Raw genomic sequence first — 24,530 nt, forward strand, 5'->3', positions numbered from 1 at the left:
GGAGAACGTCACTCCAGACAGATGACCGGCCCCTCTGTGCCACACTGCTCGCCGTGCAGCCACTCTTCCTGGGGATCCGATTGAGCCAAAGACATAGCCGCCAGCAGAGCCAAAGCAGCGACTACCCCCGCGAGCCAGATGCTGCGCATGGTTTTCTCCCCATCTGCGATGAGTTCAATCTCTCGCTTTTCCGCCCGTGTCTTGGTGACCGGATGAGAGGTTCGAAGGCGATCCAAATCACAGTCAACGGCTGGCCGCTCGCCCTCTCCCCTTGCCGTCGCGGTAGAGTTTGGCAGTGATCTTAATCTGCAGGGATCCCCACTTTGCCCTCTTTCAGCGCAGATCCCGGCCAAAAGGCAACAAAGACAGGATGACCAGCTTCAGGTGCTGTTTGGCAAAGGGGATCCCAACGACGGTGACGGCCAGGATCACAGCCCAGAAGAGGTGGTTGAGCACCAGGGGCCAGCCGAAGAGCAACAGCCAGATCACGTTGAAGATCAGCAGCAGCGGGCTGTTGGCATCGGGATACTCCACCACTTCTTTGCCGAAGGGGGCAAGCACTGCAAACCCCAGTTTGAGGCTCTGCCAGCCAAAAGGAATGCCGATGATGGTCAGGCAAAGGCTTAGCCCCCCCAAGATATAGCCCAGACTGGTCAGCAACCCCCCGAAGATCAGCCAAATGATGTTGCCAATTAAGCTCATGATTCAGAACCTCTAGCGCTGAGCCCGGACTGCAGGGCAGGTTTCCGCTCCCCGCCCCCTGGACAAGCAGACGGGGCGGACCCCTTTTTATTGTTCCCATCGCCAAAGCACGTTCCCTTGAGCCTCGCCGAACTGCAATACTTCGTCAAGGTTTGCAACGCTTTTGGGGAGCTGTGGTAGGATGCCTGCTGTCTGACGAGCCGATCTACTTGCAGCGAGGAGAGCGCCTTGAGCCTGAGAGTTGCTGTTGTTGGGGGTGGCCCAGCCGGAGCCTCTGCCGCCGAAGTTCTAGCCCAAGCCGGAATCGAGACCTTTTTGTTTGAGCGGAAGCTAGACAACGCCAAGCCCTGCGGGGGCGCTATTCCCCTCTGTATGGTCTCAGAGTTCGACCTCCCTGAGGAGATTATCGACCGCAAAGTGCGCAAGATGAAGATGATCTCCCCTTCCAACTACGAGGTGGATATCGCCCTCGAAAAGGAAAATGAGTATATCGGCATGTGCCGCCGCGAGATCCTGGATGCCTTCTTGCGCAACCGCGCTCGCCAAAAAGGGGCGGAGCTGATCCACGGCAAGGTGATGCATCTGGAAATCCCCCAAAATGGCCGGGATCCCTACATCCTGCACTACAGCGATTTTTCCGACGGCTCAAATCGGGGAGTACCCCGTTCGCTGGCGGTGGATCTGGTGATCGGGGCAGATGGCTTTCACTCCAAGGTGGCAGAAGCCATCGGTGCCGGCGACTACAACTATGCTCTGGCCTTTCAGGAGCGGATTCGGCTCCCGGACGACAAAATGGCCTACTACGAGGAGCGGGCAGAGATGTACGTGGGGGACGATGTTTCTCCGGACTTCTATGCCTGGGTGTTCCCCAAGTGCGACCACGTGGCGGTGGGCACCGGCACCATGAAGGCCAACCAAGCCCAGATCCAAAAGTTGCAGGCCGGGATCCGCGCCCGCGCTGCCGAGCGGATTCGGGGCGGCCAGGTGATCAAGGTGGAAGCCCATCCGATCCCAGAGCATCCGCGTCCGCGCCGTGTGGTGGGTCGGGCAGCCCTGGTGGGAGATGCGGCAGGCTATGTAACCAAGTCCAGCGGCGAGGGGATCTATTTTGCCGCCAAGTCGGGCCGCATGTGCGCCGAGACCATCGTCGAGACCTCCGAGGGCGGGAAGCGCATCCCCAGCGAAGAAGATCTCAAGCTGTACCTCAAGCGCTGGGATCGCCAATACGGCCTAACCTACAAGGTTTTGGACATTTTGCAACGGGTGTTCTACCGTTCCAACGCCACCCGCGAGGCCTTTGTGGAGATGTGCGCTGACCGGGATGTGCAGCGGATGACCTTTGACAGCTACCTCTACAAGACGGTGGTGCCCATGAACCCTTGGGTGCAGTTCAAGATCACGGTTAAGACTCTAGGCAGCCTGCTGCGAGGGAACGCCCTGGCACCTTAGGGATCCCTACTGCCACTGGAAGGTGACGGTGACCCGATCCCAATTGGCATCGGTTTTCAGAACCCTAGCAGAGGCGCGTTGTCCCGGCGGCACGTCGCTGGGTTCAAACGCGACCACCCGCGTCTCCACCACCTCCTCTCCCCGGTAGAACGTGAAGCGAGCACGAGCGTTGAGGACGGTGCGGGTGCTGCGGTTGATCGCCTCTACGCTCAGGCGGCTGCCAGCCCCCACCCGTTCTTCCTGAATCGAGCCCACGATCACGAAATCTCCCGGGTTGGGTGCAGATTCGGCGGCAGCAGTCGGCGTTGGGCTGGCCGTCGGTGGGGCCGTCTCGGCCTGGCCGGGATCGGGCTGCTTCAAGAGCGCCAAGACGCGGGCCAGCTCCTGCTGAAAGAAGACAAAGGCTTCCCGCGATTGGTTGGCCACCTGGGCCAAGATCAGCCGATCCGACTCTTCCAGGGGGATCTCCAGGAGGGGGGCCGGCCCTTTGAGGGCGACCCGAATGCTGGCGACTTCTTGGTTGATGAATTTATCCAAGTAGGGAAAGATGTTGAGAATGCAGTCTTGAAAGGATCCCATTGGCATAACGCGATTGTTCGTCAGCACTAAGTCGGCTCGCTCACAGCTAGTTCGATCCTCCATATCGATTTCCAGCGGCACCCGAAAAGATCCCAGGCTGGTGTTGGTGATGGTGACGTTAATGCCGTCCACTTCCTGCCGCCAGCCGTGGATGATCTCCAGGCTAGGGCTGGTCACTTCCTCGGTGAAATACTCTCCGGCCCAGGCGGGGGATCCCCATAAAGCTAGGGCCGAGAGCAATCCAGGGAGATAGTAAGTCCGTCTCCAATTCACCTCAACTTTCCCTCCTTGAACTCGCAGATGTCGGGGTAGAGCCAAACCGCACCCAGATGTTGCCTGCTGCCCCGAGATGGCAATAGCCTAGCCCCAGGGCTAGCACAAACCAAGAGGAGACAGCGTTGGTTTAACGGCTTTCAACCTTCTCCTTACTCGGCTCGGCAGCCGAGCGCCCATCTTCTGAGAAACTCGCGGTTGTCTCTGCAGCAGCTCCCCAGAGACCCTACTTGGACGCTCCTGCCGCTGCCGTTTTCCGACTTGTCAGGTGAGGGATCCCGTGTGCGATAGGATCAAAAGGTGCCAAAATCCTGAAAGCCTCGGATCGAGTGCGCCCGTGTTCCTCACCCTTTCAGCAGTATGGCCAGATCTCCAGCTTTGTGGCTCAGTCGCCTCGCTGTTCTGCGAGGGCTGATCTTTATCTTGGCGGTGGTGGTTGCTCTCGTCTACTTGGGCTTCAGCCGCGAAGTTCGTCTTGGCCTTGACCTCAAAGGGGGGACGCAGCTCACCCTGCAGGCTTTGCCCACGGAAGAGGTGCCTGAGATTACCTCTGAGGTGATGCAGGGGGTAGAGGCGGTGATCCAGCAGCGGATCAACGGCCTGGGGGTGGCCGAGCCTCTGGTGCAGATCAGCGGCCAAGATCGCCTGTTCGTGCAGCTGCCGGGGGTGGCAGATCCCGATCGGGCCATTGCTCTTTTGGGCGATACGGCCCGGTTGGAGTTTCGCAAGGGCCTGGTGCCGGTCAGTGCCCTGCCCCGCAACGAGCGGGGAGAGATAACGGCGGGGGAGGATCCCGACGCCCTGTTTGAACGGGTCGGCCTCACCGGCGATCTGCTGCGCAACGCCTATCCCCAAGCCCCCCGCCGCGGATCCCAGACTTGGGAAGTGTTGCTGGAGTTTAAGCCGGCAGGGGCAGAGAAGTTTACTCAGCTCACCCGCGAGTTGGCCGGAACAGGGCGCCCGATTGGCATTTTTCTGGACGACGTGCTGATCAGCGCGCCAATTGTGGGGCCGGAGTTTGCCCGCACCGGCATTACCGGCGGGACGGCGGTGATCACGGGCAATTTCACAGTGGAAACCGCCACCGATCTGGCGGTGAAGCTCAAGGCGGGGGCGCTTCCCGTTCCCATTCGCGTCATTGAAAACCGCACCGTCGGGGCCACGTTGGGGGAAGAGAGCGTGCGCCGCAGCCTCTATGCTGGCATTGCCGGCCTGGTGCTGGTTTTCGTCTTCATGGTGGCCTACTACCGCCTGCCGGGGCTTGTTGCCGATATCGCCCTCCTCATCTACGCCCTCTGTACGTTTGCTCTGTTCCAACTGCTGGGGGTGACCATGACCCTGCCCGGGATCGCCGGCTTCATCCTCAGCATCGGCATGGCGGTGGATGCCAATGTGCTGATTTTCGAGCGCATCAAAGAGGAGCTGCGGGCCGGCAAGTCCATCTACAAGTCCATCTCGGAAGGGTTTAACCGCGCCTTCAGCAGCATCCTCGACAGCAATGTCACCACCCTTTTGGTCTGTGGCGTACTTTTCTGGCTGGGGATGGGGCTGGTGAAAGGCTTTGCGGTAACCCTGGCCATTGGCATTTTGGTGAGCTTTTTCACGGCCATCACCTGCACCCGCACGCTGCTTTTGGCGGCAATGGGGATCCCCGCCCTGCGCAAACCTGAGTTTTACGGCGTTCGCATGGAGGCGGCTCAATCATGACAGCTCAAGAGCTATCCCCCACCGATCCGGCGGTGGGATCCCGGCGGTCGCTTGACTACCGCTTCGACATCGTGGGTCGCAGCAGGCTGTGGTTTAGCTTGTCTCTGGCAGTGTTGCTGGTGGGGCTGGTCAGCATGGCTTTTTCCCTGGCCTCTCTGGGAACCCCCCTGCGGCTGGGGCTGGATTTTGCCGGCGGCACCTTGTTGGATCTGCGTTTTGAGCAGCCTGTCACCACCGACGAGCTGCGGCGGGCTCTGCAGGAACATGACCTGGGAACCAGCATCATCCAACTGGACACCCAGACGGGCCAAGAAGCCCTGATCCGCATGCCCCCTTTGACGGAGCAGGAGCGCCTGGCGGTAGAAGCCACGCTGCGGCAACAGATAGGCCCTTTTGAGCGCAAGCTGGTGGAGACGGTAGGCCCGACGGTGGGGCGTCTGCTCTTGCGCTCCGGCCTTGTGGCGGTGCTCATCTCCTTTGGGCTCATTGTGGTGTATCTGGCCCTGCGCTTCCAGTGGGATTACGCAGTGTTTGCCATTGTGGCCTTGCTGCACGATGTGGTGCTGACAACAGGTCTGTTTGCCCTTTTGGGCCTGACGGTGGGCATGGAGGTGGACAGCCTGTTTTTGGTGGCGCTGCTAACCATCATTGGCTTTTCCGTCAACGACACAGTGGTTATCTACGACCGCATCCGGGAAAATCTGCGTCTGGTCAGCCGCAAGGTCAGCTTTGCCGAGGTGGTGAACCTGTCGTTGAACCAGACTTTTGCCCGCTCTTTGAACACCACCCTGACGACGATGCTGCCCCTGGTGGCCATTGCCATTTTTGGGGGAGCCACCCTGAAGGGGTTTGCCATTGCTTTGCTTATCGGCTTCAGCTTGGGGGTTTATTCCAGCATCTTCATCGCCAGCCCCCTGCTGGTGTGGTGGCGGCAGCGGCGCTATGGCGCCAACAGGGATCCCAATCCCCTGCCTTCCGGCGCAGAGGGGTAGGATCTTCCCTAGCCCAGGGGTAAAGCGGCGGCAACGGCCTACCAGTGCAGTCGCTGGCCGTAGGCAACCAGGTAGCGCTGCAAATCGGCCATTTTGCCCTGGGGCACGATCTGGGCTGGGGTCAAGCCGGGATCCTGGCTGCGGAGCCAAGCCACGGTCAGCCCCGCTGCCGAGCCAATGGTCCACTCGCCGTAATGGGTGCGGGTGGCGGCGTTGACAATGTGGCTGGCGGCGATCCCCTTGCCGCCGATGAGCAGGTTATCCACCTTCTGGGGGATCAGGGCCTCTAGGGGGATGACGATGGGGCGGACGGAAAACTCGTTGACCGGCGCCGAGCTGGCCGACAGGGAAGGCTCCCAGTTGCGGTAGCGACAGCCGTGCATGTCGATGGCGTAGTGGGTGATCCCAACTGCTGTGGGGCTAAAGTCCCGTCCCCCGCTGGCGCCGACGCGAATATCCTGCTCCAGCATCAGGAATTCCGCCTGGCCGTAGGCGGCCCGCCCCAGGATACGCCGCCCCTCCCGGATGTAGGGGTAGAGGCTGAGGCCGGAGCGGGTGCCCAGCAAAGACTCTTCGCCAAACAGCAAGGAGAGGGGATAGCCGGCGCGGGACTGGGTTTCCATCAGCCATTCGGCAAACAGCAGGGCGTGGTTCTCCCCATCTTTGATGGCCGAGACATCCAGCCCCCCCAGCCAGTTGTGGCGCTGCCCTGAGGCCAGCAGCCGCTCTTCCGTTAGGATTAGGGGTGGGTTCATGATCCCCCAGTCGTTGCCGCGGTTCCAGTTCACCAGGGTGAGATCGCCGGGAAGCGGGGTGCCGTAAAAGGGATCCGTGCGGCCTTTGCTGACGATGCGGCGGTAGTTGAAAAAGCTCTGGCCGCTGAAGGTGGGAAACCCCTCCAGGTCGAACTGGCGGCGGTGCTCGGCGCGGGAGTAGCCCGGCTGCAACTGGGCCAGCTCGGCGCGGGAGCGCCCGCCGTCGTCGTGGATGGCCAGCACGAAGGGAAAAGTGAAAGCCTGGGTGCACTCCGGGTTGCTGGCCGGGGCGGCGTTGGGCTCCCCGGTTAGATCTCGCCCTTCTGAGCCCAGCCGGTAGGGGATCCCGGCCCAGCCCACCAGCTCGCCGGTGTCGGTGGCGTCGATCACGAACAAGGGGCGGCCCGGCGGCGCCTGCAGCCGCAGCACCCGCTTGGCAAAGACTTCCGTCTCCTGCCAGCTATACCAGCTCACCAATTCCCGCCACAGCCGCCCCGGCGGCACAAAATCGGGATCCCGCGGCTGCCGCTGCACCGCGTAGATGCTCTCGAGGCGGGAGCCGTCGGCGCTGAAGGTGGCCCCCTTAAAAGCGGTCTGGGTGGCCCAGCGACTGTGGGGGGCGCTGCGGGCGGCCTGTTGCAGCCAGGTTTCCACCGCCTGCAAACCAGCCTGGGGCGGAAAACACAGCCCCCCTACCCAGCAACTGTTGATTTCGGAGACACGGGTTCCCGGCGGGATCCCTGTCCAGGCGGGCAGATGCACCGGCTGGCTTTCGATGAGGGCCTTAAACTCCAGCCAGTGGCGGGAAAAATTGCCCCGCTGCCGCATGGGGAGCGACTCGTCGATGGCTGATACCCCCTGGGAGGTGATCTGGCCCCCCAGCCAAGGGGTGAGCTCGATGAGACAGGTTTGCACGCCCCCCCGCATGGCCTGGCCTGCCGCCGCCACGCCCCCCAGGGATCCGCCCACCACCACCAGCTCGCACTCCCAGATCTCGTCCGGCTGGGGCAGGGGATCCAGCAGCGGCCAGCCGTGGGCCGTAAAACGGGGCACCTCCGGCTCTGGAGCGGCGACGGGCGATCCCCCTTCCGGCTGGGAGAGGGCGGCAAACCCCATCCCCGCCACAAAGCCCAGCAGCGACAGGATCCCCAGCCCCAGAGCTTGTTTGCGCCTGAGTTGCTGCCGCGCCGCTGGGATCCCCTTACCGGCCGTCTTCACCTTAGTTTTGCCTCACACCCCAAGCTTTCTTCCGCAATGCTAGCGGGAGAACCCCTCTTGAGAATAGCTGATGAATAAGGCCCCCTTGAATGGCTGCGGGTGGCTCCGGATCCCCCAGATGGAAGTGCCGGACAAGGGGATCCAAGCAGGTGAAATCGGGCATAGGCAACCGTTGAGCCCTGGATGGCAAGGGCTGGGTCGTTGCCTGGCGTTGGATTGGGCTTTTGTTGGTATCCTACGCGATAGCCGGTCTCCGACTGCTGCTCCATGCTGACCTTGCAAACTGTGGCCGACCTGCTGCAAGCCCCTTTGCAGGGAGATCCCCACCTCTTGGGGTTGCCGGTTCAGGCCCTCTGCACCGACAGCCGCCGGTTGCAGCCAGGATCCGTTTTTGTGGCGCTGCGGGGAGAACGCTTCGACGGGCACGATTTTATTCCGCAAGCCCTGAGCAAGGGGGCCGTTGCTGTCATCAGCCAGCGGCCGGTGGAGGGTCCCCACTTCCAGGTTCCCGATACCTTGACTGCCTATCAGCGCATTGCCAGAGCCTGGCGGGAGCAATTTTCCATCCCGGTAGTGGCCATCACCGGCTCAGCAGGCAAAACCACCACCAAGGAAATGCTGGCGGCTGCTCTTTCGCGCTACGGCAGCGTTCTCAAAAGCGAGGCCAACCACAACAACGACATTGGGGTGGCGCAAACGCTGCTGCGGCTACAACCAGAACACCAGTTTGCCGTTCTGGAGATGGCCATGCGCGGCCCTGGTGAGATTCGCCGCCTTGCACAGATGGCTCGCCCCACCCATGCCTTGATTACCCACATCGGCACCGCCCACATCGGCAGGCTGGGATCCCGCGAGGCCATTGCTGCTGCCAAGTGTGAGCTGCTGCAGGAGTTGGGGCAGGGGATAGCTGTGCTCAATGGTGAGGATCCCTTGCTGTTGGCCACTGCCGCCAGCCTGTGGTCGGGAAAAACCCTCACCTATGGCCTCGCCCAAGGGGACTTGCGAGGAGAATGGGATCCCCAAGCCCAAACCGTAACCGTGGAGGGCTTGACCTTGCCGGTGCCCCTGCCAGGAAGGCATCACGCCCTTAACTGGATGGGGGTGCTGGCGGCTGTGCGCAGCTTGGGTCTGAATTGGGAGCGCCTGCAAGAGCCCCTTGACCTACCGCTGCCTCTGGAGGGGCGCAATCGCCATCTCAAGCTGGCTGGGGACGTGGAGATTTGGGATGAGACCTACAACGCCTCGCCGGAAGCGATGATCGCGGCTTTGCACCTGCTGGCTCAGACTGCGGGAAAACGGCGCTGGGCCATCCTCGGCCCAATGCGGGAACTGGGAGAGCATGCCCCACAGCTCTACGCAGAGGTGGGTCGGGCGGCTGCCTCCTTGAGACTGGAGCGGGTCTGGCTTTTGGATCCCGACGGGGAGATGCAGCCACTGGTTGACGAAAAGCCAGCCGCCGAGGTTGAACGCTTTGAGGAAGCTTCTGCCTTAGTGGAGGGTTTGCAGCAGCAGGTGCGGGCAGGGGATCGACTGCTGTTTAAGGCGGCGCGAGCCGTCGAGCTGGAGCGGGTGCTGCACCGCTTTTTGCAGGCTTGGCAGGGATAAGCTAAGCTAAAGGACAGTCGATAAGTAGCGCCCTATCGAGGCCATCGACCCGAAGCTTGCCCACACCTTCTTCACAGCTGCACTTCTTCTGGACAGCATGTACCACAACCCTTCTCTGCGGGAAGAACCTCGCGATCAGCCTCCAGTAGTGCTGCCCCTGCCCGGTAGCATTTCTATCCTCGACTGGTTGCGCCAGGAAGGCCGGCTGATCGAGCAGCCTCTTGAAGTCCCTGAAGCTGTTTTGGAAGAAGACATCGACGACATCGACGATTTGATCGGGGACGACTACGACGAAGACTTCGAGGCGGAAGAAGAGTAGGCATGCCTGCTGAGATCGCCAACTCGTTTACCCCTCTGCCCAGCACCGCAGAGGTGCCCACTTTGGCGATGCCAATGGAACGCTAACTTGAACAAACAATGTAAACAAACGTAACGATCCCTCAGCCTCAAGGGATCCTCATCGGGCGTGTTTTGGATGGTTCACCGCCATCCCGCGATGATTGTTGCAAATCTAACCTCAGCGGAGAGTAGCCTTGTAAGCCTTGTCAAAAAGGTATTTTGGGGTAGTAGAAATATCTTTTTCGGGGACTTTTTGCGATTTTGAGGAACCCGAGCTCTATCCCGTCCGTCACATAGAAATGTGAACCTACTCTTCACGGATGGTTACATTGCATGATTCGCAATCTCTTCGCTCTCTCCTTGGCTGTTGCCTCGGCCACCACGTTGGTTGCAGCCCCTGCGGTCATTGCCGGCAGCCACGGCGCGACTTCTGAAAGCGTGAAAACCGCTGCCCCTGCCAGCAAAACCATAGTAGATGTTGCTGCCGAGGCCGGCTCTTTCACCACCTTGATCCAAGCCTTGGAAGCTGCCGACTTGGTGAAGGTGCTCTCCGGGGAAGGCCCCTTCACCGTTTTCGCTCCCACCGATGAAGCTTTTGCGGCGCTGCCGCAAGGCACTCTAGAGGAGCTGCTGCAGCCGGAAAACCGCGAGAAATTGACCCGGATTCTCACCTACCATGTGGTGCCCGGCAAAGTCCTCTCCAGCGATCTAAAGGAAGGTGAAGTGACGACGGTCGAAGGATCTTCTGTGAAGATCTCCTTGAGCGACGGAGTCAAGGTCAACGATGCCAAAGTGACGCAAGCAGACATTGAGGCCTCTAACGGCGTCATCCACGTCATCGACAAGGTGATCCTGCCCCCGCAAAGCTAACTTGTCGGTGTTAAGGCTCTAGATCCCAGGGGGGTCTAGTCCGGCCCCTGCCCTCAGGGGTGGGGGCTTTGCGTTGCAACCCAGCCCGGCGACCCTGGCCTTGAGCTCTACAGGTCGATGCCGACGCTGGAAGTGTAGATCGCCTCCACCGACACGCCGGACACCCGCTGCGGACGCACGATCATGTACTCGTTGTCCATTTGCTTGGGCAATGTGATGAACTCGTCCCCACCCACCATCAGTTGGTTGATCAGCTCTGTGTATTCTCTAGCTTCCTTGACCCGTACCTGCATGGTTTGTCCACCTTCGAGCATGATGTGGACAAGGTATCCATCGGGTTTTCTGGCCATGGGTGCTCCTATTGGGTGCAGCGAAGGTCGATAAGGGGCGTTCTCATGAACATTATTCCCCCATCGGAGAGGCCTGGCCAACCCTTGCCCCCGCCAGGAAATCTGGAGTTGCGGCGCGACCAACCGACTTGAGGCAGTTTCCCGGGCGCCTCCCCGGCCCACAGCTCCCCTCCCAAAAAGAGAGGAAAGGCGAAGGAAGGCCAAAGCAAGTGGTTCCCCTGCGATTGGGGATGGCTATAGATTACTAGGATGTGCCTATTTTGGGCTTCCTACCCAACTTGCTCGATCTCCCCGCTGGCTGGGATAGCTGGAGTGACTGGCGCAAACTCCCTTCAACGGCTGGACTGGCGCAACCTCAACACCCTCTGGGGATCCATTTTGGCCGAGACCTTGAGCCGGCTGGGTTGTCGGGTGGCCGTGGTCTGTCCAGGATCCCGTTCTGCCCCCCTCACCTATGCCCTAGCCCAGCACCCTGAGATCGAGGCCATTCCAGCGGTGGACGAGCGGTCGGCGGCCTTTTTTGCCCTCGGCTTGGCCCAGCAAACTCGGCAGCCCATCCCTCTGGTGTGTACTTCCGGCAGCGCCGGCGCCCATTTTTTCCCTGCTCTCATCGAGGCGGCAGAAAGTGGTTGGCCCCTTTTGGTGTTGACGGCGGATCGGCCGCCGGAGCTGCGCCACTGCCGCGCCGGGCAGACCATTGACCAGGTGAAGCTCTACGGCCACTACCCCAACTGGCAGGCGGAGCTGGCCCTGCCCAGCGCCGACCTGGAAGCTCTGGCCTACCTGCGCCAAATGATCATCCACGCCTGGGAGCGTGCTCTCTACCCTTTCCCGGGTCCGGTGCATCTCAACGTGCCTTTGCGGGATCCCCTAGCTCCCGTTGCCGATGGCAGCACGGCGCCGCTGGTTCATTTGCAGGAAGATCCGGAGTTTGAGAAGACCTTTTTCCGCGGGGTTATCTCCCCATCTGGCCTGGTCACCCCGGCTGGCGGTTCTGCATTCGCGTCAACAGCTTCCTTTTGGCGGGAGTGGTGTGGCTGTGAGCGGGGGGTGATCTTGGCAGGGCCGGCCCAACCGGCAGACCCCCAGCGTTATGCAGAGGCGGTGGCCCGCTTGGCGCTGGCCCTGGGCTGGCCGGTGTTGGCGGAGGGACTCTCCCCTTTGCGCAACTACGCTTCCCTCAACCCCTACCTCATCACCACCTACGATTTTCTCCTCCAGGGAGAGCAACCTCCTCTTTGGCCAGAGCAAGTGATCCAACTGGGATCCTTGCCCACCAGCAAGGCGCTGCGGCAAACCCTAGCCCAAGCCCGACCCCGCACCTGGCTGCTCGATCCCCGGGCCCAGAACGCCGATCCCCTCCACAACCCCACCACCCACTTGCCCTTTGTCGTGGAGGAGGTGGCGGCAGGGATCCCGGCAGGCAAGGCCAAAGCAACCGCTTTTCTACAAACCTGGCTGCGGGCGGAAGCCAAAGCTCGGGCTGAGCTGGATCGGCTGCTGGCTGACCTGCCGGAGTGGTTTGAGGGCAAGCTTGCCTGGTGGCTGGCCCACCACCTGCCGCCGGAGACGCCGCTATTTATTGCCAACAGCACGCCGGTGCGGGATGTGGAGTGGTTTTGGCCGCCCAACGATCGCCGCATCCGGCCCTACTTCAACCGCGGCACCAACGGCATCGACGGCATCCTCTCGACTGCCTTTGGGGTGGCCTACCGCCATCGGCCAACAGTGCTGCTGACTGGGGATCTGGCCTTTCTGCACGACTGCGGCGGCCTGCGTCTTGCCCAATGCCTCCAGGGATCCCTGACCATTCTTCTCATCAACAACCAGGGGGGCGGTATCTTTGAGCTCTTGCCCATTGCCAAGGCGGGTCGCCAGGAGCCCAACCCTCCCTTTGAGCCCTACTTTGCCACTCCCCAGGCGGTGGATTTTGCCCTCCTCTGCCAGGCCCATGGCATCCCCCAGCAGCGGATAGAGACCTGGGAAGAGCTGGCCCAGGCTTTGGATCCCTTGCCCGCCCAAGGGGTGCGGGTGTTGGAGATCCTTACGGATCGGCGGGCGGACGCGCGGCGACGGCAGGAGTGGTTCCGGCGCTGGTCTGAGCTGCCATCCACGCCGTAACCCGCTTCCAGATCTGTTCGGGCAGATCCTCGGCCTCGCAGTCCAGCCACTGGATCCCTGGCATGGCCCGAAACCAGGTCATCTGCCGCTTGGCAAACTGGCGGGTGCGCCGCACAATCAGAGGCTGCAGCTCGGCTGCCGGGATCCGCCCTTCCAGGTAAGCGCCGATCTCCGCATAGCCCAAGGTCTGCAAGAGGGGCAGGTCTGGGCCGTAGCGCTGCCGCAGCGTTTTTACCTCCTCAATCCAGCCTGCCGCCAGCATTTCTGCTGTGCGCCGGGCAATGCGTTGTTCCAGACGGGGCATTGGGCAGTGCAACCCCAAGAGCAAAATGGGGTAGTCAGGAGGATGGGCCTGCCGCAGGTAGGAAGCCGGCTTCCCAGTGGTGTAGATGATCTCCAAAGCCCGCAGGGTGCGCACTTCATCATGAGGGTGAATCTGCCCCGCTGCCACAGGATCCAACTGCTGCAGCCAGGCGTAGCGGATCTCGGGCGGCCACGTCTCCAGTTGAGCGCGCAACTGAGGCTGGGGGGGAACTGCCGGGATCCCTAAGCCTGCCGTGATCGACTGAATGTAGAGCCCTGTGCCCCCCACCAGAATAGGAGTCTGTCCCTGCCGATGGGCTGCGGCAATGCGCGCCTGGGCCGCCTGCTGAAACTCGGCCACTGTATAGGTGTGGCGGGGATCCACAAAGTCAATCAACTCGTGGGGCCAGAGGGCCCGCTCGGCGGGAGTGGGCTTGGCAGTGCCGATGTCGAACTCCCGGTACACCTGACGAGAGTCGGCGTTCAACAGGGGGGATCCCAGCCGCTGGGCCAACAGCAGCGCCTGGCGCGACTTGCCGGTGGCCGTGGGGCCAGCGATGACGACAAGCCCCGGCCTTGCAGTCGAGGAGGGGGAGGGAGGTTCTCGACAGTCGCGCCCATTTGGAGACCGGTTTTGATCCATCCGCCGGCAAGAAAGTTCACCCAGGGCAGCAGATTAAAATTTTCAAAGAACCTTAGCGCTGTGGCTAGAATAGAACATCCATAGTCTCTATCGTCTTCCCAGCTCTTCGAATTTCCCCGTGATCTCATCTTATGTCCCTGCTTCCGTTGCCATGTGGGGCGGGGCACGGCCTCGGTTTAAACTGCCCCTTGTCAAACTGCTTTTCCTGTTGCTGCGGGCCTCGGCACGGCTAGGTCTGGCCGGCCTTGGCAGAGCCCTCGGAGCAGGAATCCTGGCGGCGTTGCTGGCGTGGGAACCGCGCCCTGCCTTGGCAGAGGTTTTGGTGCTCAAGCAGGGAGAAGTGCGAACTTTGCCCCTATTGCAAACAAGTGCCCGGCTGCCCCTGCAGATGGAAATGCTCTATTTGGGCATGGTGGAGGAGCGCTTCTTGAGCTACGCCCGCGCCAACAATTGGGAGACTATTTCCAGCGACCGGGAGGATCCCCGCTGGAGCCGCTGGCAACTGCGCCCGGGCGGTGAGGCCCTTTACCTGCCGGATGCCCCTTCGTCGCGGGATCCCTTAGAGCCCCCCCTCTATGCCCGTGGGTTTTATGTGGAGGCCTACTTCATGGGCGGGCGGCTGGCGGGGATGCACCTAATTGACAATCCAGAAGAGCCGGGCTTCAATTTAAGGCAACTGCAAAGGCTTGTTCGCGCCTGGTTCCCCGATAATCGCCTGATGGTGTACTACCAGGTGCTGCCGGAGGATCCGGACCAGCAGGTGCTGGGCGCCTACTGGGGCACTGTCCCTCCCCCTTACCTTGCCACCATTCAGCGCAACAGCCGCCTGCCCTTCTGCCAGACCTTTTTCAGCCCCACTTCGCCCCAGCCCATCACGCCTCCTTCCACACCTCCCCATTGCCTAGTCCAGGCCGCCGGTGAGGACGGTACCGTGCCTTTGGCTGCCCAGAAGAAGACCAACGCTCTGCGCTAGAATTTCGAGCCCATCCTCCCACCAGAAGGGATCCCTGCCGCTGAGCCGTGGCCCTTCCCAATGGGCTGAGGGTGAGGAGCGCCAGGCCTTCTCCCCTCTCTTTTGCGCCTTGGCCTGAGAGGAGTCCAAGGGCAGGGTTTTCCCAGATCAGCTCAAATCAAACCGTTACCAGCTCGGGGCGGCGGCTGTGGCGAATGGCACGAATGGCTTCCCCGTAGTCCTTGGCCTTGAACACGGCTGAGCCAGCCACGATGGCGTTGGCCCCCGCCTCGATCACCTGCCAGGCGTTGCTGGCCTTGATGCCGCCATCTACTTCAATCCAGGGATCCAAGCCGCGCTCGTCGCACAGGGCTCGCAACTGGCGAATCTTGGGCACCACCGCCGGGATGAAGCTCTGCCCGCCAAAGCCAGGGTTGACACTCATGATCAACACCAGATCCACCAGATCCAGCACGTACTGGATCAGCTCCAGGGGGCTGGCGGGGTTGAGCACCACGCCTGCTTGCTTGCCCAGATCCTTGATTTGGCCGAGGGTGCGGTGCAGGTGAATGGTGGAGCTGGACTCGGCGTGAACGGAGATGATATCGGCCCCCGCCTTGGCAAAGTCGGCCACATACTTCTCCGGCTCCACGATCATCAGGTGCACGTCCAGGGGCTTGGCCGTAACCGGGCGCAGGGCTTCTACCACCAGCGGGCCGATGGTGATGTTGGGCACAAAGCGGCCATCCATCACATCCACGTGGATCCAGTCGGCCCCTGCCTCGTCCACCGCCCGCACTTCTTCCCCCAAGCGGCTAAAATCGGCTGAAAGGATGGAGGGGGCGACGACGATCGGCTTTTGCCCAGAGGCTGCGGAGGGCTGAGTCATGGCGAGTACCCAAGGTGTAAACCGCAAAACAGGGGAGCCTGCTCCTCTATGGTACGGAGTTTGATCCCCTTTGCAAAGCACCACCCGGCTTCTAGGGGATCCCGACAAAGCCGGCCCTGGCCAGTTGCACCCTCCGGAAAACTTGGGCCAGAGGCTCTCAGCGATCCGGCGGCTGCGCGTTGCTCTGAGGCTCTGGAGAGGCTTGCTCTGAGGGAGCTGGCTTCACTTTTTCTTCTAGCCGCAGGGCAAGCTGCTGCAACTGCATATAGATGCTGTTGACGGCCAGCATGGCCAGGACAGTGCCGAAAAACTTGGTGCGGGATCCCATAGACCAACTCCTGGGTAAGAACCAAGATAGGACAAAGGTACGTTCCTCGCCGCTGCCCTAGCTCCAACTTAGCGCACAGGCGGAGCAGGCTCTTGGAGAAAATATGGTTTCCCTCGACAGATGCAAGCACTTTCCCGGAGCAATGTCATGACCGCCTCCCCAAAGCCCGCCTACCAGCACCTGCACACCGCCCTTTGGGTCAGCGATCTGGCCAGGGCCGAGCATTTCTACGGCACGGTGCTCGGGATCCCCAAGGCAGAACGGTTTCCCTTTGACTTTCCCGGCGCCTGGTACCAGGTGGGGTCTTCGCAGATTCACTTGATCGTCACTGAGGAGCCGCTTGACCAGGGGCAGCAAGCCAGTCGTGGCAGCAGGGCGAAGTGGGGGCGCCTTCCCCACGTGGCGCTGGGAGTGGAAGATCTGGAGGCGGTGAAAGCCCGCCTGCTGCAGGCAGGCTATGAGGTGCAGCCCAGCGCTTCCGGGCGGGCGGCTGTGTTTGTCCGCGATCCGGATGGGAATGTAATCGAGCTAAGCGCCATTGGCGCAACTGAGCCATGAACCCTCTCCCCCCAGCGATACCGCCTGTAACACCAGCGCGGCGTGGCGATAGGGATCCCCGCTGCCAGTTCGACCCGGCCACCGCCCTGGTCAGCGCGGCGCAGATGCAGCGCCTTGAGGAGGAGATCTTCGCTGCCGGCATGCCCGTGGCCGCCCTGATGGAAAAGGTAGGGCTGGCCGCTTTTGCCCAGTTGCAACAGGATTTTCCCCAGGCCCAGCGCATCGGCATCCTCTGCGGGACAGGGCACAATGGCGGCGACGGCTTGGTGGTCGGACGAGAGCTGCGGCTGGCCCAAAGGTCGGTGAAGGTGTGGCTGGGCAAGCCAGATCTCAAACCCCTGACCGCCGAGCACGCCCGCTACCTCAGGGCCCTGGGGGCGGAGTTTGTGGAGCGGGTGGAGGCGTTGGCCGACTGCGACCTGCTCATCGACGCCCTCTTTGGCATTGGCCTAAACCGGCCCCTGGGGGATCCCTGGGCGGAGGCGGTGGAGTGGGCCAACGGCAGCGGCATTCCCATCCTCAGCCTGGACCTGCCCTCCGGCCTCAACGACCAGACAGGCGAGATCTGGGGCTGCTGCATCCGCGCCAGCTACACCTATGCCCTGGGCCTCTGGAAGCGGGGCCTGTGGCAGGAGGCGGCTCTGCCTTGGGTGGGACGTCTGCGCCGCCTCGATTTCGGCATTCCCCCTTGGGCCTGGCCGGAGGTGGAAGTTCCCCAGGTGTTGCTGCACCCCTGGCCCCATTTCCCCCCCGATCCGCCTTTGGATACCCACAAATACCGCCAGGGATCCCTGTTGCTGGTGGCGGGATCGACAACCTATGCCGGGGCGGCGGTGTTGGCCGGGCTGGGATCCCGCGCCAGCGGCGTGGGCATGGTAACCCTGGCGGTGCCGGCAGAATTGAAAGGGCTCGTCCACAGCGCTTTGCCGGAAGTCTTGGTTCACGCCTGGGAAGGGATCCCCTCCCTGCTGGCCGAGAAACCCTTTCAGGCGGTGGCGGTGGGGCCGGGCGTGGGAGAAACCCGCCGTCTGCTGCTGGAGATCCTGCTGCAGGATTGGGCCGGGATCCCTTGGGTGATCGACGCCGATGGCCTCAACGCCTTGGCGGAAATAGGGGTGGAGCGCTTGCCAGAACACAGGATCCAAGCCATCCTCACCCCGCACCTGGGGGAGTTTCGCCGGCTTTTTCCGCACCTCCCGCTTTCAGATCGCATGGAGGCAGCCCAGAGAGCAGCAGCCCAGAGCGGGGCAGTAGTGGTCTTGAAGGGGGCGCGGACGGTCATCGCCTCTCCTACGGGGGAATGCTGGGTCAACCCGGAAAGCACACCGGCTTTGGCCCGCGGCGGCAGCGGCGATGTTCTGACCGGCCTGATCGGCGGCCTGGTGGCGCGCAGAAGGGCTCAACTGGGTCAGTCGATGGGGATCGCGGAGCTGCTCAGTTGCGCCTGTGCGGGGGTGTGGTGGCATGCTCAAGCAGCCATCCATTTGGCGGGGGAACGGGGTCTAACGGGCGTGGATCCGGCCCACCTGGCGGAGCACCTGCCGAAAGCGCTGCGGATTCTGCGGCAACAAAAGCCCACTTAAGGTTGCAAAAACCCCAGGGCCAGCCCCAGGAAAATGAACAGGCCAAAACCAATCCGATAGACAATGAACACCCAGGTGCTGCTGCGCTGCAAAAATCGAATTAGCCAGTCGATGGACCCGTAGGAGAAGACAAAGGCCGAGAGCGTCCCCAGCCCCTGCGACAGCAGCGCCTCTGCCCTGAACTCGGCGATAAACTCCGCCACCCCGGCCAAAAAGAGGGCCGGGATCCCCAGCAAAAAGGAGTAGCGGGCGGCAGCCGAGCGCTGCAAATCCAGCAACAGAGCCGCCGTCAGCGTCACACCAGAGCGGGATACCCCTGGGATCAGGGCCAAAGCCTGGGCCAGCCCCACCCAGAGCCCATCCCCAATGCCCAGGCTGTGCAGATCGCGCCGGCGCTTCCCCACCCGTTCTGCCCAGCCCAAAGCCAGGGCCAAGCCGATGGCGGCGGCGGCAACCACCCACAACTGCCGGGGCGGGGATCCCCAGATGGCCTTGACGGCCCAGCCCGCTATGACAATCGGCAGCGTTCCCACCAGGATCCCCATGAGCAGCCGCCAAGACTCCTCCTGGAAATCTCGCTTCTGCCAAGCCTTCCAGGAGCCGAGGAGCAACTGGCGCAGGTCAGAAGCAAAGTAGATCAACACCGCTCCCAGGCTGCCCAATTGGATCACCGCCGCAAAGGAAGCCCCCGCATCCGGCCAGCCCAGCAAAGCTGGAAACACCCGCAGGTGCGCCGTGCTGCTGATGGGCAGAAATTCCGTGATCCCTTGCACCATGCCCAAGACCAGGGCCTGCCACCAGTTGGGATACCAGATATCGGCCAGCACCAAAGAAAGCCTCTCCCAGTACGCCAGGCTACTGTCTGGAGGGGAGTTTCCCTCACCCCCAACCCCTCTCCCTTAGGGAGAGGGGAGATAGAGATGCCGCAGTACCTCACCAGCCTTGCCCTGTCTCTGAAAAGGGCTACGCCCGAAACCCCCTGTTCAGGGATCCACTCTCAAAACTCTCCCCCGCTCGAAGGGAGCTGCCCTTAGAAAGTGAGCCGCTCCGGATCGTCGATGGTGATGAGCCAGTTGCCCACATTGCGGAAGAGGGGGTTGGGCTCTGTCCCCCGTACCCGCGCCTCTACCCGGTAGATGCCGGCAGCGGAAGGATTGCGCACATTGGAGAGCACCAAGCGGATCTCCTGGCCGGCGGCAATGGGCTGACGGGCCACCACCTCCAAAGAGCGAAACTCCTCGTTCCAGTACACTTCCGCCAGCTCCACCGGCTTGCCCTCCACCTCTAGGCGCACGTTCTCCGGGTCGATGACGGCATCGAAATTTCTATCCCCGTTGATCTGCACCTCTGCCACCGCCACGTTCTGAGGCGGGATCGTCAGGCGATAGCGATCCAACCGACCGCGAATGCCGCGAAAATCCAGCCGATAGCTGAGGACAGGTACCCCTTCGCTGCCGGTGATCACCAGGCCCGACTGCGCCGCTGCCGAAGGGGACAGCACCCCTACCAACAAGCCTGCCAAAATCAGCCTCGTCCCCAGCCGGGCCAAGCGGAGGCTCCACGAACGCTTCACTGCTCTCAACACCCAAACCTCCCAAAAGACATCAGTGTAGGCACAACTTGCCGCTGACCTAGGGAGCAGCAAGGCCATGAGATTAAATTGCTATCCATTGTAAGGGGTGGGATCCCTTCTACCGAGAGCGCTCAAGGCCCACGCGGGTGCGGAGATGCGCAGTTTTCCCCGCCCCCAGAACCTTGCAGTCGCAACCCTGATGCTCTGCAACGTCCAGGAGCCTGGGGGATGGGCGTCGAAGGATATCACTTAAAGAAACTAAGTACCCCCACCCCGATCACCATCAGCACCCAGAGCAGGGATCCCACCAAAATCACATTCTTGGCCCGGCTCCAGTCGCTGGCCGAGCTGAAGAGCACCGGCACCGCCACCACCAACAGCAAGCTGTAAAGCACCAACACCAACAAAGCAATTTGGAAAATGAGCATCATGGTCTGGATCCCTCACAAAAGTCTTGTCTTGGATAAAAGCTCCCGACAACACCGGGCTGCCCAACCTGATCCGGCTCGCTGCGCACCGGCGGCAGGGTAGATAGGATAACGCTGTAAACTACCCGGCTCCGACCGCCCCCCCTTCCAGCCCCCCAACCCCCCGTATACGGGGGGCGGGGGGATTGAGGGGGGTACGGAGCGGGCTTTTGGTAGCCCTGCAGCTGGCAAGCCAACCACGAACCCCCCTCTTGTCCCCCCGCATGCGGGGGGATGTAGGGGGGCTGGTTTACAGCGACCCCCAAAAGTGCAATCCCGTTGGCACCGTTCAAATCTGCATCCCCTTCCCAACCACAAGCCGGGTTCACACAGCGAAAATGCTTCCCTTCCCGTTGCCCAATCCACAGGCACTGGTGGCAGGTCTGCGAGCTGTAGGCCGGCGAAACCACCACAACCTTCACCCCTGCCCGCATCGCCTTGTAGTGCACAAACTGCCGCAACTGGTAGAACGCCCAACTGTTTGCCCGCCGCCGCTCCGTCTTGCTGCGCGGCTGCCGGTTGACCCGCTCCCGGATCCCGGTCAGGTCTTCCAAGGCAATAAAACGGTGAGTGGCCAGTGCCCTAGCAACAATCGACTTGGAGATGCAGTGGTTCACCCAAGTTTGAAAGCGTCTCTCCCGACCAGACAGCCGTTGCAGCAGTTGCTGACACCGACGTCGTGTACTGCGTGTGCCCTTGCTGGCCTTGCGTTGGAGAACCCCTCTCAAACGGGAGTAGTGGTCTCTGACCTGGTTCAACTGCTGTCCATTCCAGTTATCTCCCTCAGAGGTGTGGGCAATATCTCTCCTACCCAAGTCCACACCAATGGCCTTGACGGCGTGCTCCGGCTCCGGCACCTCAGACTCCACGCCAATCTGGATGGAGTAGGAGCCGCCTTGGCGCTTGACCAACGTGGCTGCTTTGGGATTTGAACCCGCTAGCAGGCCGCGCTGGTAGTGACCTATATCCAGTTCAAAGCGTTCCCGTCCCTCAACGGTGGTCAGCGACACCGTCCAGTCCTTCTCACGGAACGAGAAGATGCGGGCATCGTAGGTAACAAAGCCAGACTTGAACGCCTTGACTGGACGGTTTTTCTGCTGGGCAACCTTGCGGGCACCGGCTAACCTTCTGCACACCTGTTGTGCCAGGTTGCTGGATAGTCCGAAGCGGGTACGAATCTCGCGGTAGCAGAGAGATTGGAGCTTGACGGCGTTGACTATCTTCTCTGGTGTGTTCTCATTCACGCAGTTCAGTGCCTTTGCGAAGGCATCCAGGGTCGCATCCAGCTTGGCGGCTTGCGACACAGACACCTTGAGTTTGCAGGAGATAGTCAGGACTTGGGCCATGTCACGATTATACGTCGTCCGCATTCCTCCCGACCCTGACCGGCACGGCCCCCGGCCCCCCAGTCCCCCCGTATACGGGGGGATATAGGGGGGTACAGGGCGGGGCTCCTGCGGTTTCTAGCTGACTATACCAAAACTGGGATCCCTCTTTTGGCCATATCCGTCGGGGCAGCCATGGACGAATGAACTACCCAGATACGGACTGCATTCGGAAAGGGTTGAAGTCGGTTGCCACGTCAAAGTAGTCTTCCTGTTCTTGCTGCTTCAGCCAGCCGGTGATGACATAGGTCAGGGGCGTACAGACCGCCTCAACGGCACACTTGAACACGTAGTTGGAGACAATGAGGCTCATCAGACCGGGAAACACCCCCCAGAAGGCGATGAGAATAAACAGGCCCGTATCCACCGCCTGGCCCACCAGGGTGGAGCTGATGGTGCGTGTCCACAGCCAGCGTCCCCGCGTCCACACCTTCAGGCGGGCCAGCACATAGGCATTGGCAAAGCTGCCGCTCCAGTAGGCAATTAGGCTGGCCAGTACAATGCGCGGGGTAAGGCCGAGAATCTGTTTGTAGGCTTCCTGGTAGGGCCAGTCGGGGGCTGCCGGCAGGGATCCCACGATCATCAAGGTCGCCGACATCAGGGCCGCCGAGATAAATCCCAGCCAGATCACCCGCCGCGAGCGGGCATAGCCGTAGACCTCCGTGAGGATGTCGCCGAAAATGTAGCTGAGGGGAAAAAGGACGGTGCCGCCATCGAACGTAAACGGCCCCAAGAGCACGATCTTGGTGGAGGCGATGTTGGAGATCAGCAGCACAGCCACAAACAGGGCCGTCACCGCATCCAGGTGCCGATAGGCGCGCTCAAAAACCCTCTCAGACATCAGGATCCCCCCAACAGCTTGCGGATGTGCTTTAGCTCCTTGACGATCAAGGCCAAGCCCTGGCTGTGCCGTTCCACCTCGCTGGTGAGCTTACGGATCTGCTCTTCCAGGTTAGCGCTGTGGGATTCCTGACGCTCCAGGCGCTGGTTGAGATCAGAAAGCCGCGTCACCACTTCCCGCTGGATCAGGTTTTCCGTGCCTTGGATGAGCAGCGTCTCGATGGCGGTGAGCTTGTTCAAGAGCAACTGGGTGTTGGTTTCCGATCCCGGCTCTGCTGCCGCCGCAGGGGCTACTTGCAGGGCCTTTTGAATGCGAGCCAGAAGAGCCTCCGCCTCAAACGGCTTTTCAATAAAATCGAAATCGACAAAAGGCTCAGGGACGCGGGCTGTTACCTGCTCTTTCATCCCCGACATGATGATGACAGGGGTATTCTTCAGGCTCTCTTCCTGCCGGATGGCCTGCAATGTGTCATAGCCGTCCATCTTGGGCATGACAAAATCCAGCAAGATCAGGTCGGGGTGATGTTTTTTGGCAGCCTCCAGGCCCGCTAGGCCGTCTTTGGCCTCCAGCACCTGAAACTGGTCAGCCAAGATGCTGGCCACCATCTTGCGGATCATGATGCTATCGTCAATGACCAACACCGTCTTGGCTGTCATGCTCGGGCGCCCCCTTTTCCCAATCTACTCGACCTGCTCAGCCTCTTCCTCCAGCGCATGAAGCATCAGAGGCGTCCTTCCTGGGACACCAATAGAGTACTCTCCCTCTCAGGGAAGTGGAGTGTTTACAGCTCCAATTTCGCCGACTCTCCCAAGGCCCAGAACTTGCCGGTTTCGCATCGCTGCCTTGCTATAATCTAACGTAAACAAACATTAAGCATTCGCACCTTGCAGGGTTATGAGCTTACAGTTGAGCTCCGAGCTGTCGCTGCCGATCCCATCTCCAGTCGGAGAAGCTGCTTACCGCGCTTTTCAGTGGGGCAAAAATCTCTTTGGCTTTGCCCACAAGGCTCTCTCCACCCAGGCTTTGGAGCTGATGCTCTCTGTGCTCAGGGAGCTGCAAAGTTTTTCCTCTGGGAAGCCCCTACCGCCGCGGGAGCGGGTGAAGGTCAGCCCAGCTACTTTGCAAGAGTTGCGGGCTCGTTACGAACGGCTGCTACAGGTCGATTGGCAAGACGCCGAGGCAGGTTACTACCCTCACGCCCTTCTTTTCGATAACCCCTGGCTGGACTTTGCCCGCTACTACCCGCAGGTATGGCTGGATCTGCCGCAGATCACTCAGCGGGTACACAGCCGGCGCTACCAAGAGTTTTCTCCAGACATCTCCACCGAGGGCTATCCAAAATACTACCTGCAAAATTTTCATTACCAAACCAACGGTTACCTGAGCGACAGCTCGGCTGAGCTCTACGACCTGCAGGTGGAACTGCTGTTTGGTGGCGCGGCAGATGCGATGCGGCGACGGGTGATCCGCCTGCTCAAGGATGGTTTCGATCCTGCTCTATCCGACCCCCACATCCTCGACGTAGCTTGTGGCACCGGGCGCACGCTGCGCCTGCTGCGGGGATCCCTGCCCAAAGCGGCGTTGTACGGCCTGGATCTTTCCCCTGCCTATCTGCGCAAGGCCAACCGGCTGTTGCAGGAGTTGCCCGGGGAGCTGCCCCAGCTCATCCGCGCCAATGCCGAGGCCATGCCCTACGCCGACGCCACCTTTGATGCGGTTGTCAGCGTGTTTCTCTTCCACGAGCTGCCCGGCCCGGCCCGCCAAAATGTCATCAACGAGATGAGCCGGGTGGTGAAGCCGGGGGGCGCCATTGTCATCTGCGACTCGGTGCAACTGCTGGACTCGCCCGAGCTGGAGGAGACGATGGAAGCTTTTGTGCAAACCTTCCACGAACCCTACTACCGGGACTACATCCGCGACGACCTGGGGGTGCGCCTGCAGCAGGCAGGCTGTGAGGTGTTGCGCCGAGAAACCCACTACGTCAGCACTTATATCTTGGCCCGTAAGAGTTGAGCGCCCTTGCCAAAAGCTTAAGAGGGTAAGGAGAT

Annotated in this window: 25 protein-coding genes; 11 read left to right on the top strand and 14 right to left on the bottom strand. The window is 61.4% G+C overall.

What is annotated here, in order from left to right; translation table 11 throughout:
* Nucleotides 1-8: 8 nt before the first annotated feature.
* Entirely contained in the window at nucleotides 9-149 is a 141-nt protein-coding gene (locus tag NW848_RS06825; protein WP_168173324.1) for a hypothetical protein, read from the bottom strand.
* 184 nt (nucleotides 150-333) lie between these two features.
* Nucleotides 334-702, bottom strand: coding sequence for a YccF domain-containing protein (locus NW848_RS06830; protein WP_414402503.1), 369 nt, complete (start codon nucleotides 700-702; stop codon nucleotides 334-336).
* Nucleotides 703-930: 228 nt separating this feature from the next.
* On the opposite strand from NW848_RS06830, the gene chlP reads away from it, so the two are divergent.
* A complete protein-coding gene (chlP, locus tag NW848_RS06835) occupies nucleotides 931-2,151 on the top strand; it encodes a geranylgeranyl reductase (protein ID WP_099884389.1) in 1,221 nt (406 codons plus the stop codon).
* A gap of 6 nt (nucleotides 2,152-2,157) precedes the next feature.
* Here the strand turns inward: chlP and NW848_RS06840 are convergent, their stop codons facing one another.
* The gene (locus NW848_RS06840; protein ID WP_011428995.1) at nucleotides 2,158-3,003 is read right to left on the bottom strand and encodes a hypothetical protein; all 846 of its coding nucleotides are present in this window, start codon (nucleotides 3,001-3,003) and stop codon (nucleotides 2,158-2,160) included.
* Nucleotides 3,004-3,363: 360 nt separating this feature from the next.
* Between NW848_RS06840 and secD the strand changes: the two genes are divergently transcribed.
* Together secD and secF are read left to right on the top strand one after the other, a co-directional pair.
* Nucleotides 3,364-4,710, top strand: a complete 1,347-nt coding sequence (gene secD, locus NW848_RS06845; protein ID WP_099812619.1) for a protein translocase subunit SecD — start codon at nucleotides 3,364-3,366, stop codon at nucleotides 4,708-4,710.
* Nucleotides 4,707-5,702 carry a protein translocase subunit SecF gene (secF, locus tag NW848_RS06850; protein WP_011428997.1) on the top strand — a complete coding sequence of 332 codons (996 nt, stop codon included), beginning with the start codon at nucleotides 4,707-4,709 and terminating at the stop codon, nucleotides 5,700-5,702. The genes secD and secF overlap by 4 nt, the downstream gene beginning before the upstream one ends.
* A gap of 38 nt (nucleotides 5,703-5,740) precedes the next feature.
* On the opposite strand, the gene NW848_RS06855 is transcribed toward secF, so the two are convergent.
* Entirely contained in the window at nucleotides 5,741-7,675 is a 1,935-nt protein-coding gene (locus NW848_RS06855) for an FAD-dependent oxidoreductase (protein ID WP_240530353.1), read from the bottom strand.
* A 267-nt stretch (nucleotides 7,676-7,942) separates the two neighbouring features.
* Between NW848_RS06855 and NW848_RS06860 the strand changes: the two genes are divergently transcribed.
* The 3 genes from NW848_RS06860 to NW848_RS06870 all read left to right on the top strand — a co-directional run bounded on the left by NW848_RS06860 (nucleotide 7,943) and on the right by NW848_RS06870 (nucleotide 10,489).
* A complete protein-coding gene (locus NW848_RS06860; RefSeq protein WP_011428999.1) occupies nucleotides 7,943-9,280 on the top strand; it encodes a UDP-N-acetylmuramoyl-tripeptide--D-alanyl-D-alanine ligase in 1,338 nt (445 codons plus the stop codon).
* Nucleotides 9,281-9,377: 97 nt separating this feature from the next.
* Nucleotides 9,378-9,599, top strand: coding sequence for a DUF3134 family protein (locus NW848_RS06865; RefSeq protein ID WP_011429000.1), 222 nt, complete (start codon nucleotides 9,378-9,380; stop codon nucleotides 9,597-9,599).
* Between the two features lie 353 nt (nucleotides 9,600-9,952).
* Nucleotides 9,953-10,489 carry a fasciclin domain-containing protein gene (locus tag NW848_RS06870; RefSeq protein WP_011429001.1) on the top strand — a complete coding sequence of 179 codons (537 nt, stop codon included), beginning with the start codon at nucleotides 9,953-9,955 and terminating at the stop codon, nucleotides 10,487-10,489.
* 107 nt (nucleotides 10,490-10,596) lie between these two features.
* On the opposite strand, the gene NW848_RS06875 is transcribed toward NW848_RS06870, so the two are convergent.
* On the bottom strand, nucleotides 10,597-10,839 hold the full coding sequence (locus NW848_RS06875) for a hypothetical protein (RefSeq protein ID WP_041438020.1): 243 nt from the start codon (nucleotides 10,837-10,839) through the stop codon (nucleotides 10,597-10,599).
* Nucleotides 10,840-11,151: 312 nt separating this feature from the next.
* On the opposite strand from NW848_RS06875, the gene menD reads away from it, so the two are divergent.
* Complete coding sequence (gene menD, locus NW848_RS06880) at nucleotides 11,152-12,960, top strand: 2-succinyl-5-enolpyruvyl-6-hydroxy-3-cyclohexene-1-carboxylic-acid synthase (RefSeq protein WP_414508726.1); 1,809 nt, start codon at nucleotides 11,152-11,154, stop codon at nucleotides 12,958-12,960.
* On the opposite strand, the gene miaA is transcribed toward menD, so the two are convergent.
* On the bottom strand, nucleotides 12,884-13,906 hold the full coding sequence (gene miaA, locus NW848_RS06885; RefSeq protein ID WP_011429004.1) for a tRNA (adenosine(37)-N6)-dimethylallyltransferase MiaA: 1,023 nt from the start codon (nucleotides 13,904-13,906) through the stop codon (nucleotides 12,884-12,886). The two genes, menD and miaA, sit on opposite strands and share 77 nt — an antisense overlap.
* A gap of 208 nt (nucleotides 13,907-14,114) precedes the next feature.
* On the opposite strand from miaA, the gene NW848_RS06890 reads away from it, so the two are divergent.
* Nucleotides 14,115-14,879: a hypothetical protein gene (locus NW848_RS06890; RefSeq protein WP_414508725.1), complete on the top strand. Its 765-nt coding sequence runs from the start codon at nucleotides 14,115-14,117 to the stop codon at nucleotides 14,877-14,879.
* A gap of 157 nt (nucleotides 14,880-15,036) precedes the next feature.
* Here NW848_RS06890 and rpe read toward each other — a convergent pair whose 3' ends face one another.
* Nucleotides 15,037-15,747 (bottom strand): ribulose-phosphate 3-epimerase, encoded by a 711-nt coding sequence (rpe, locus tag NW848_RS06895; RefSeq protein ID WP_011429006.1) that lies wholly within the window; start codon nucleotides 15,745-15,747, stop codon nucleotides 15,037-15,039.
* Between the two features lie 157 nt (nucleotides 15,748-15,904).
* Nucleotides 15,905-16,075 (bottom strand): hypothetical protein, encoded by a 171-nt coding sequence (locus tag NW848_RS06900; protein ID WP_414405389.1) that lies wholly within the window; start codon nucleotides 16,073-16,075, stop codon nucleotides 15,905-15,907.
* Between the two features lie 147 nt (nucleotides 16,076-16,222).
* Between NW848_RS06900 and NW848_RS06905 the strand changes: the two genes are divergently transcribed.
* Together NW848_RS06905 and NW848_RS06910 are read left to right on the top strand one after the other, a co-directional pair.
* Complete coding sequence (locus tag NW848_RS06905) at nucleotides 16,223-16,633, top strand: VOC family protein (RefSeq protein WP_011429008.1); 411 nt, start codon at nucleotides 16,223-16,225, stop codon at nucleotides 16,631-16,633.
* Entirely contained in the window at nucleotides 16,630-18,216 is a 1,587-nt protein-coding gene (locus tag NW848_RS06910; protein ID WP_011429009.1) for a bifunctional ADP-dependent NAD(P)H-hydrate dehydratase/NAD(P)H-hydrate epimerase, read from the top strand. The genes NW848_RS06905 and NW848_RS06910 overlap by 4 nt, the downstream gene beginning before the upstream one ends.
* On the opposite strand, the gene NW848_RS06915 is transcribed toward NW848_RS06910, so the two are convergent.
* The 6 genes from NW848_RS06915 to NW848_RS06940 form a co-directional block, all read right to left on the bottom strand.
* The gene (locus tag NW848_RS06915) at nucleotides 18,213-19,043 is read right to left on the bottom strand and encodes an undecaprenyl-diphosphate phosphatase (RefSeq protein ID WP_011429010.1); all 831 of its coding nucleotides are present in this window, start codon (nucleotides 19,041-19,043) and stop codon (nucleotides 18,213-18,215) included. The genes NW848_RS06910 and NW848_RS06915 overlap by 4 nt on opposite strands.
* A 203-nt stretch (nucleotides 19,044-19,246) precedes the next feature.
* Nucleotides 19,247-19,801, bottom strand: coding sequence for a DUF2808 domain-containing protein (locus NW848_RS06920; protein ID WP_228375387.1), 555 nt, complete (start codon nucleotides 19,799-19,801; stop codon nucleotides 19,247-19,249).
* A 233-nt stretch (nucleotides 19,802-20,034) separates the two neighbouring features.
* Nucleotides 20,035-20,220 carry a photosystem II reaction center protein PsbZ gene (psbZ, locus tag NW848_RS06925; RefSeq protein ID WP_011429012.1) on the bottom strand — a complete coding sequence of 62 codons (186 nt, stop codon included), beginning with the start codon at nucleotides 20,218-20,220 and terminating at the stop codon, nucleotides 20,035-20,037.
* Nucleotides 20,217-21,602, bottom strand: a complete 1,386-nt coding sequence (locus NW848_RS06930) for an RNA-guided endonuclease InsQ/TnpB family protein (RefSeq protein WP_414508724.1) — start codon at nucleotides 21,600-21,602, stop codon at nucleotides 20,217-20,219. The genes psbZ and NW848_RS06930 overlap by 4 nt, the downstream gene beginning before the upstream one ends.
* Nucleotides 21,603-21,789: 187 nt before the next feature.
* Nucleotides 21,790-22,482 (bottom strand): queuosine precursor transporter, encoded by a 693-nt coding sequence (locus NW848_RS06935; RefSeq protein WP_011429014.1) that lies wholly within the window; start codon nucleotides 22,480-22,482, stop codon nucleotides 21,790-21,792.
* Nucleotides 22,482-23,138 (bottom strand): response regulator, encoded by a 657-nt coding sequence (locus NW848_RS06940; RefSeq protein ID WP_011429015.1) that lies wholly within the window; start codon nucleotides 23,136-23,138, stop codon nucleotides 22,482-22,484. Before NW848_RS06940 ends, NW848_RS06935 begins: the two co-directional genes overlap by 1 nt.
* A gap of 238 nt (nucleotides 23,139-23,376) precedes the next feature.
* Here NW848_RS06940 and NW848_RS06945 point away from each other — a divergent pair, with 238 nt between their 5' ends.
* Nucleotides 23,377-24,495: a class I SAM-dependent methyltransferase gene (locus tag NW848_RS06945; RefSeq protein ID WP_414508723.1), complete on the top strand. Its 1,119-nt coding sequence runs from the start codon at nucleotides 23,377-23,379 to the stop codon at nucleotides 24,493-24,495.
* The last annotated feature ends 35 nt before the right edge of the window (nucleotides 24,496-24,530 follow it).

The organism is Synechococcus sp. RC10A2, assembly GCF_047502605.1.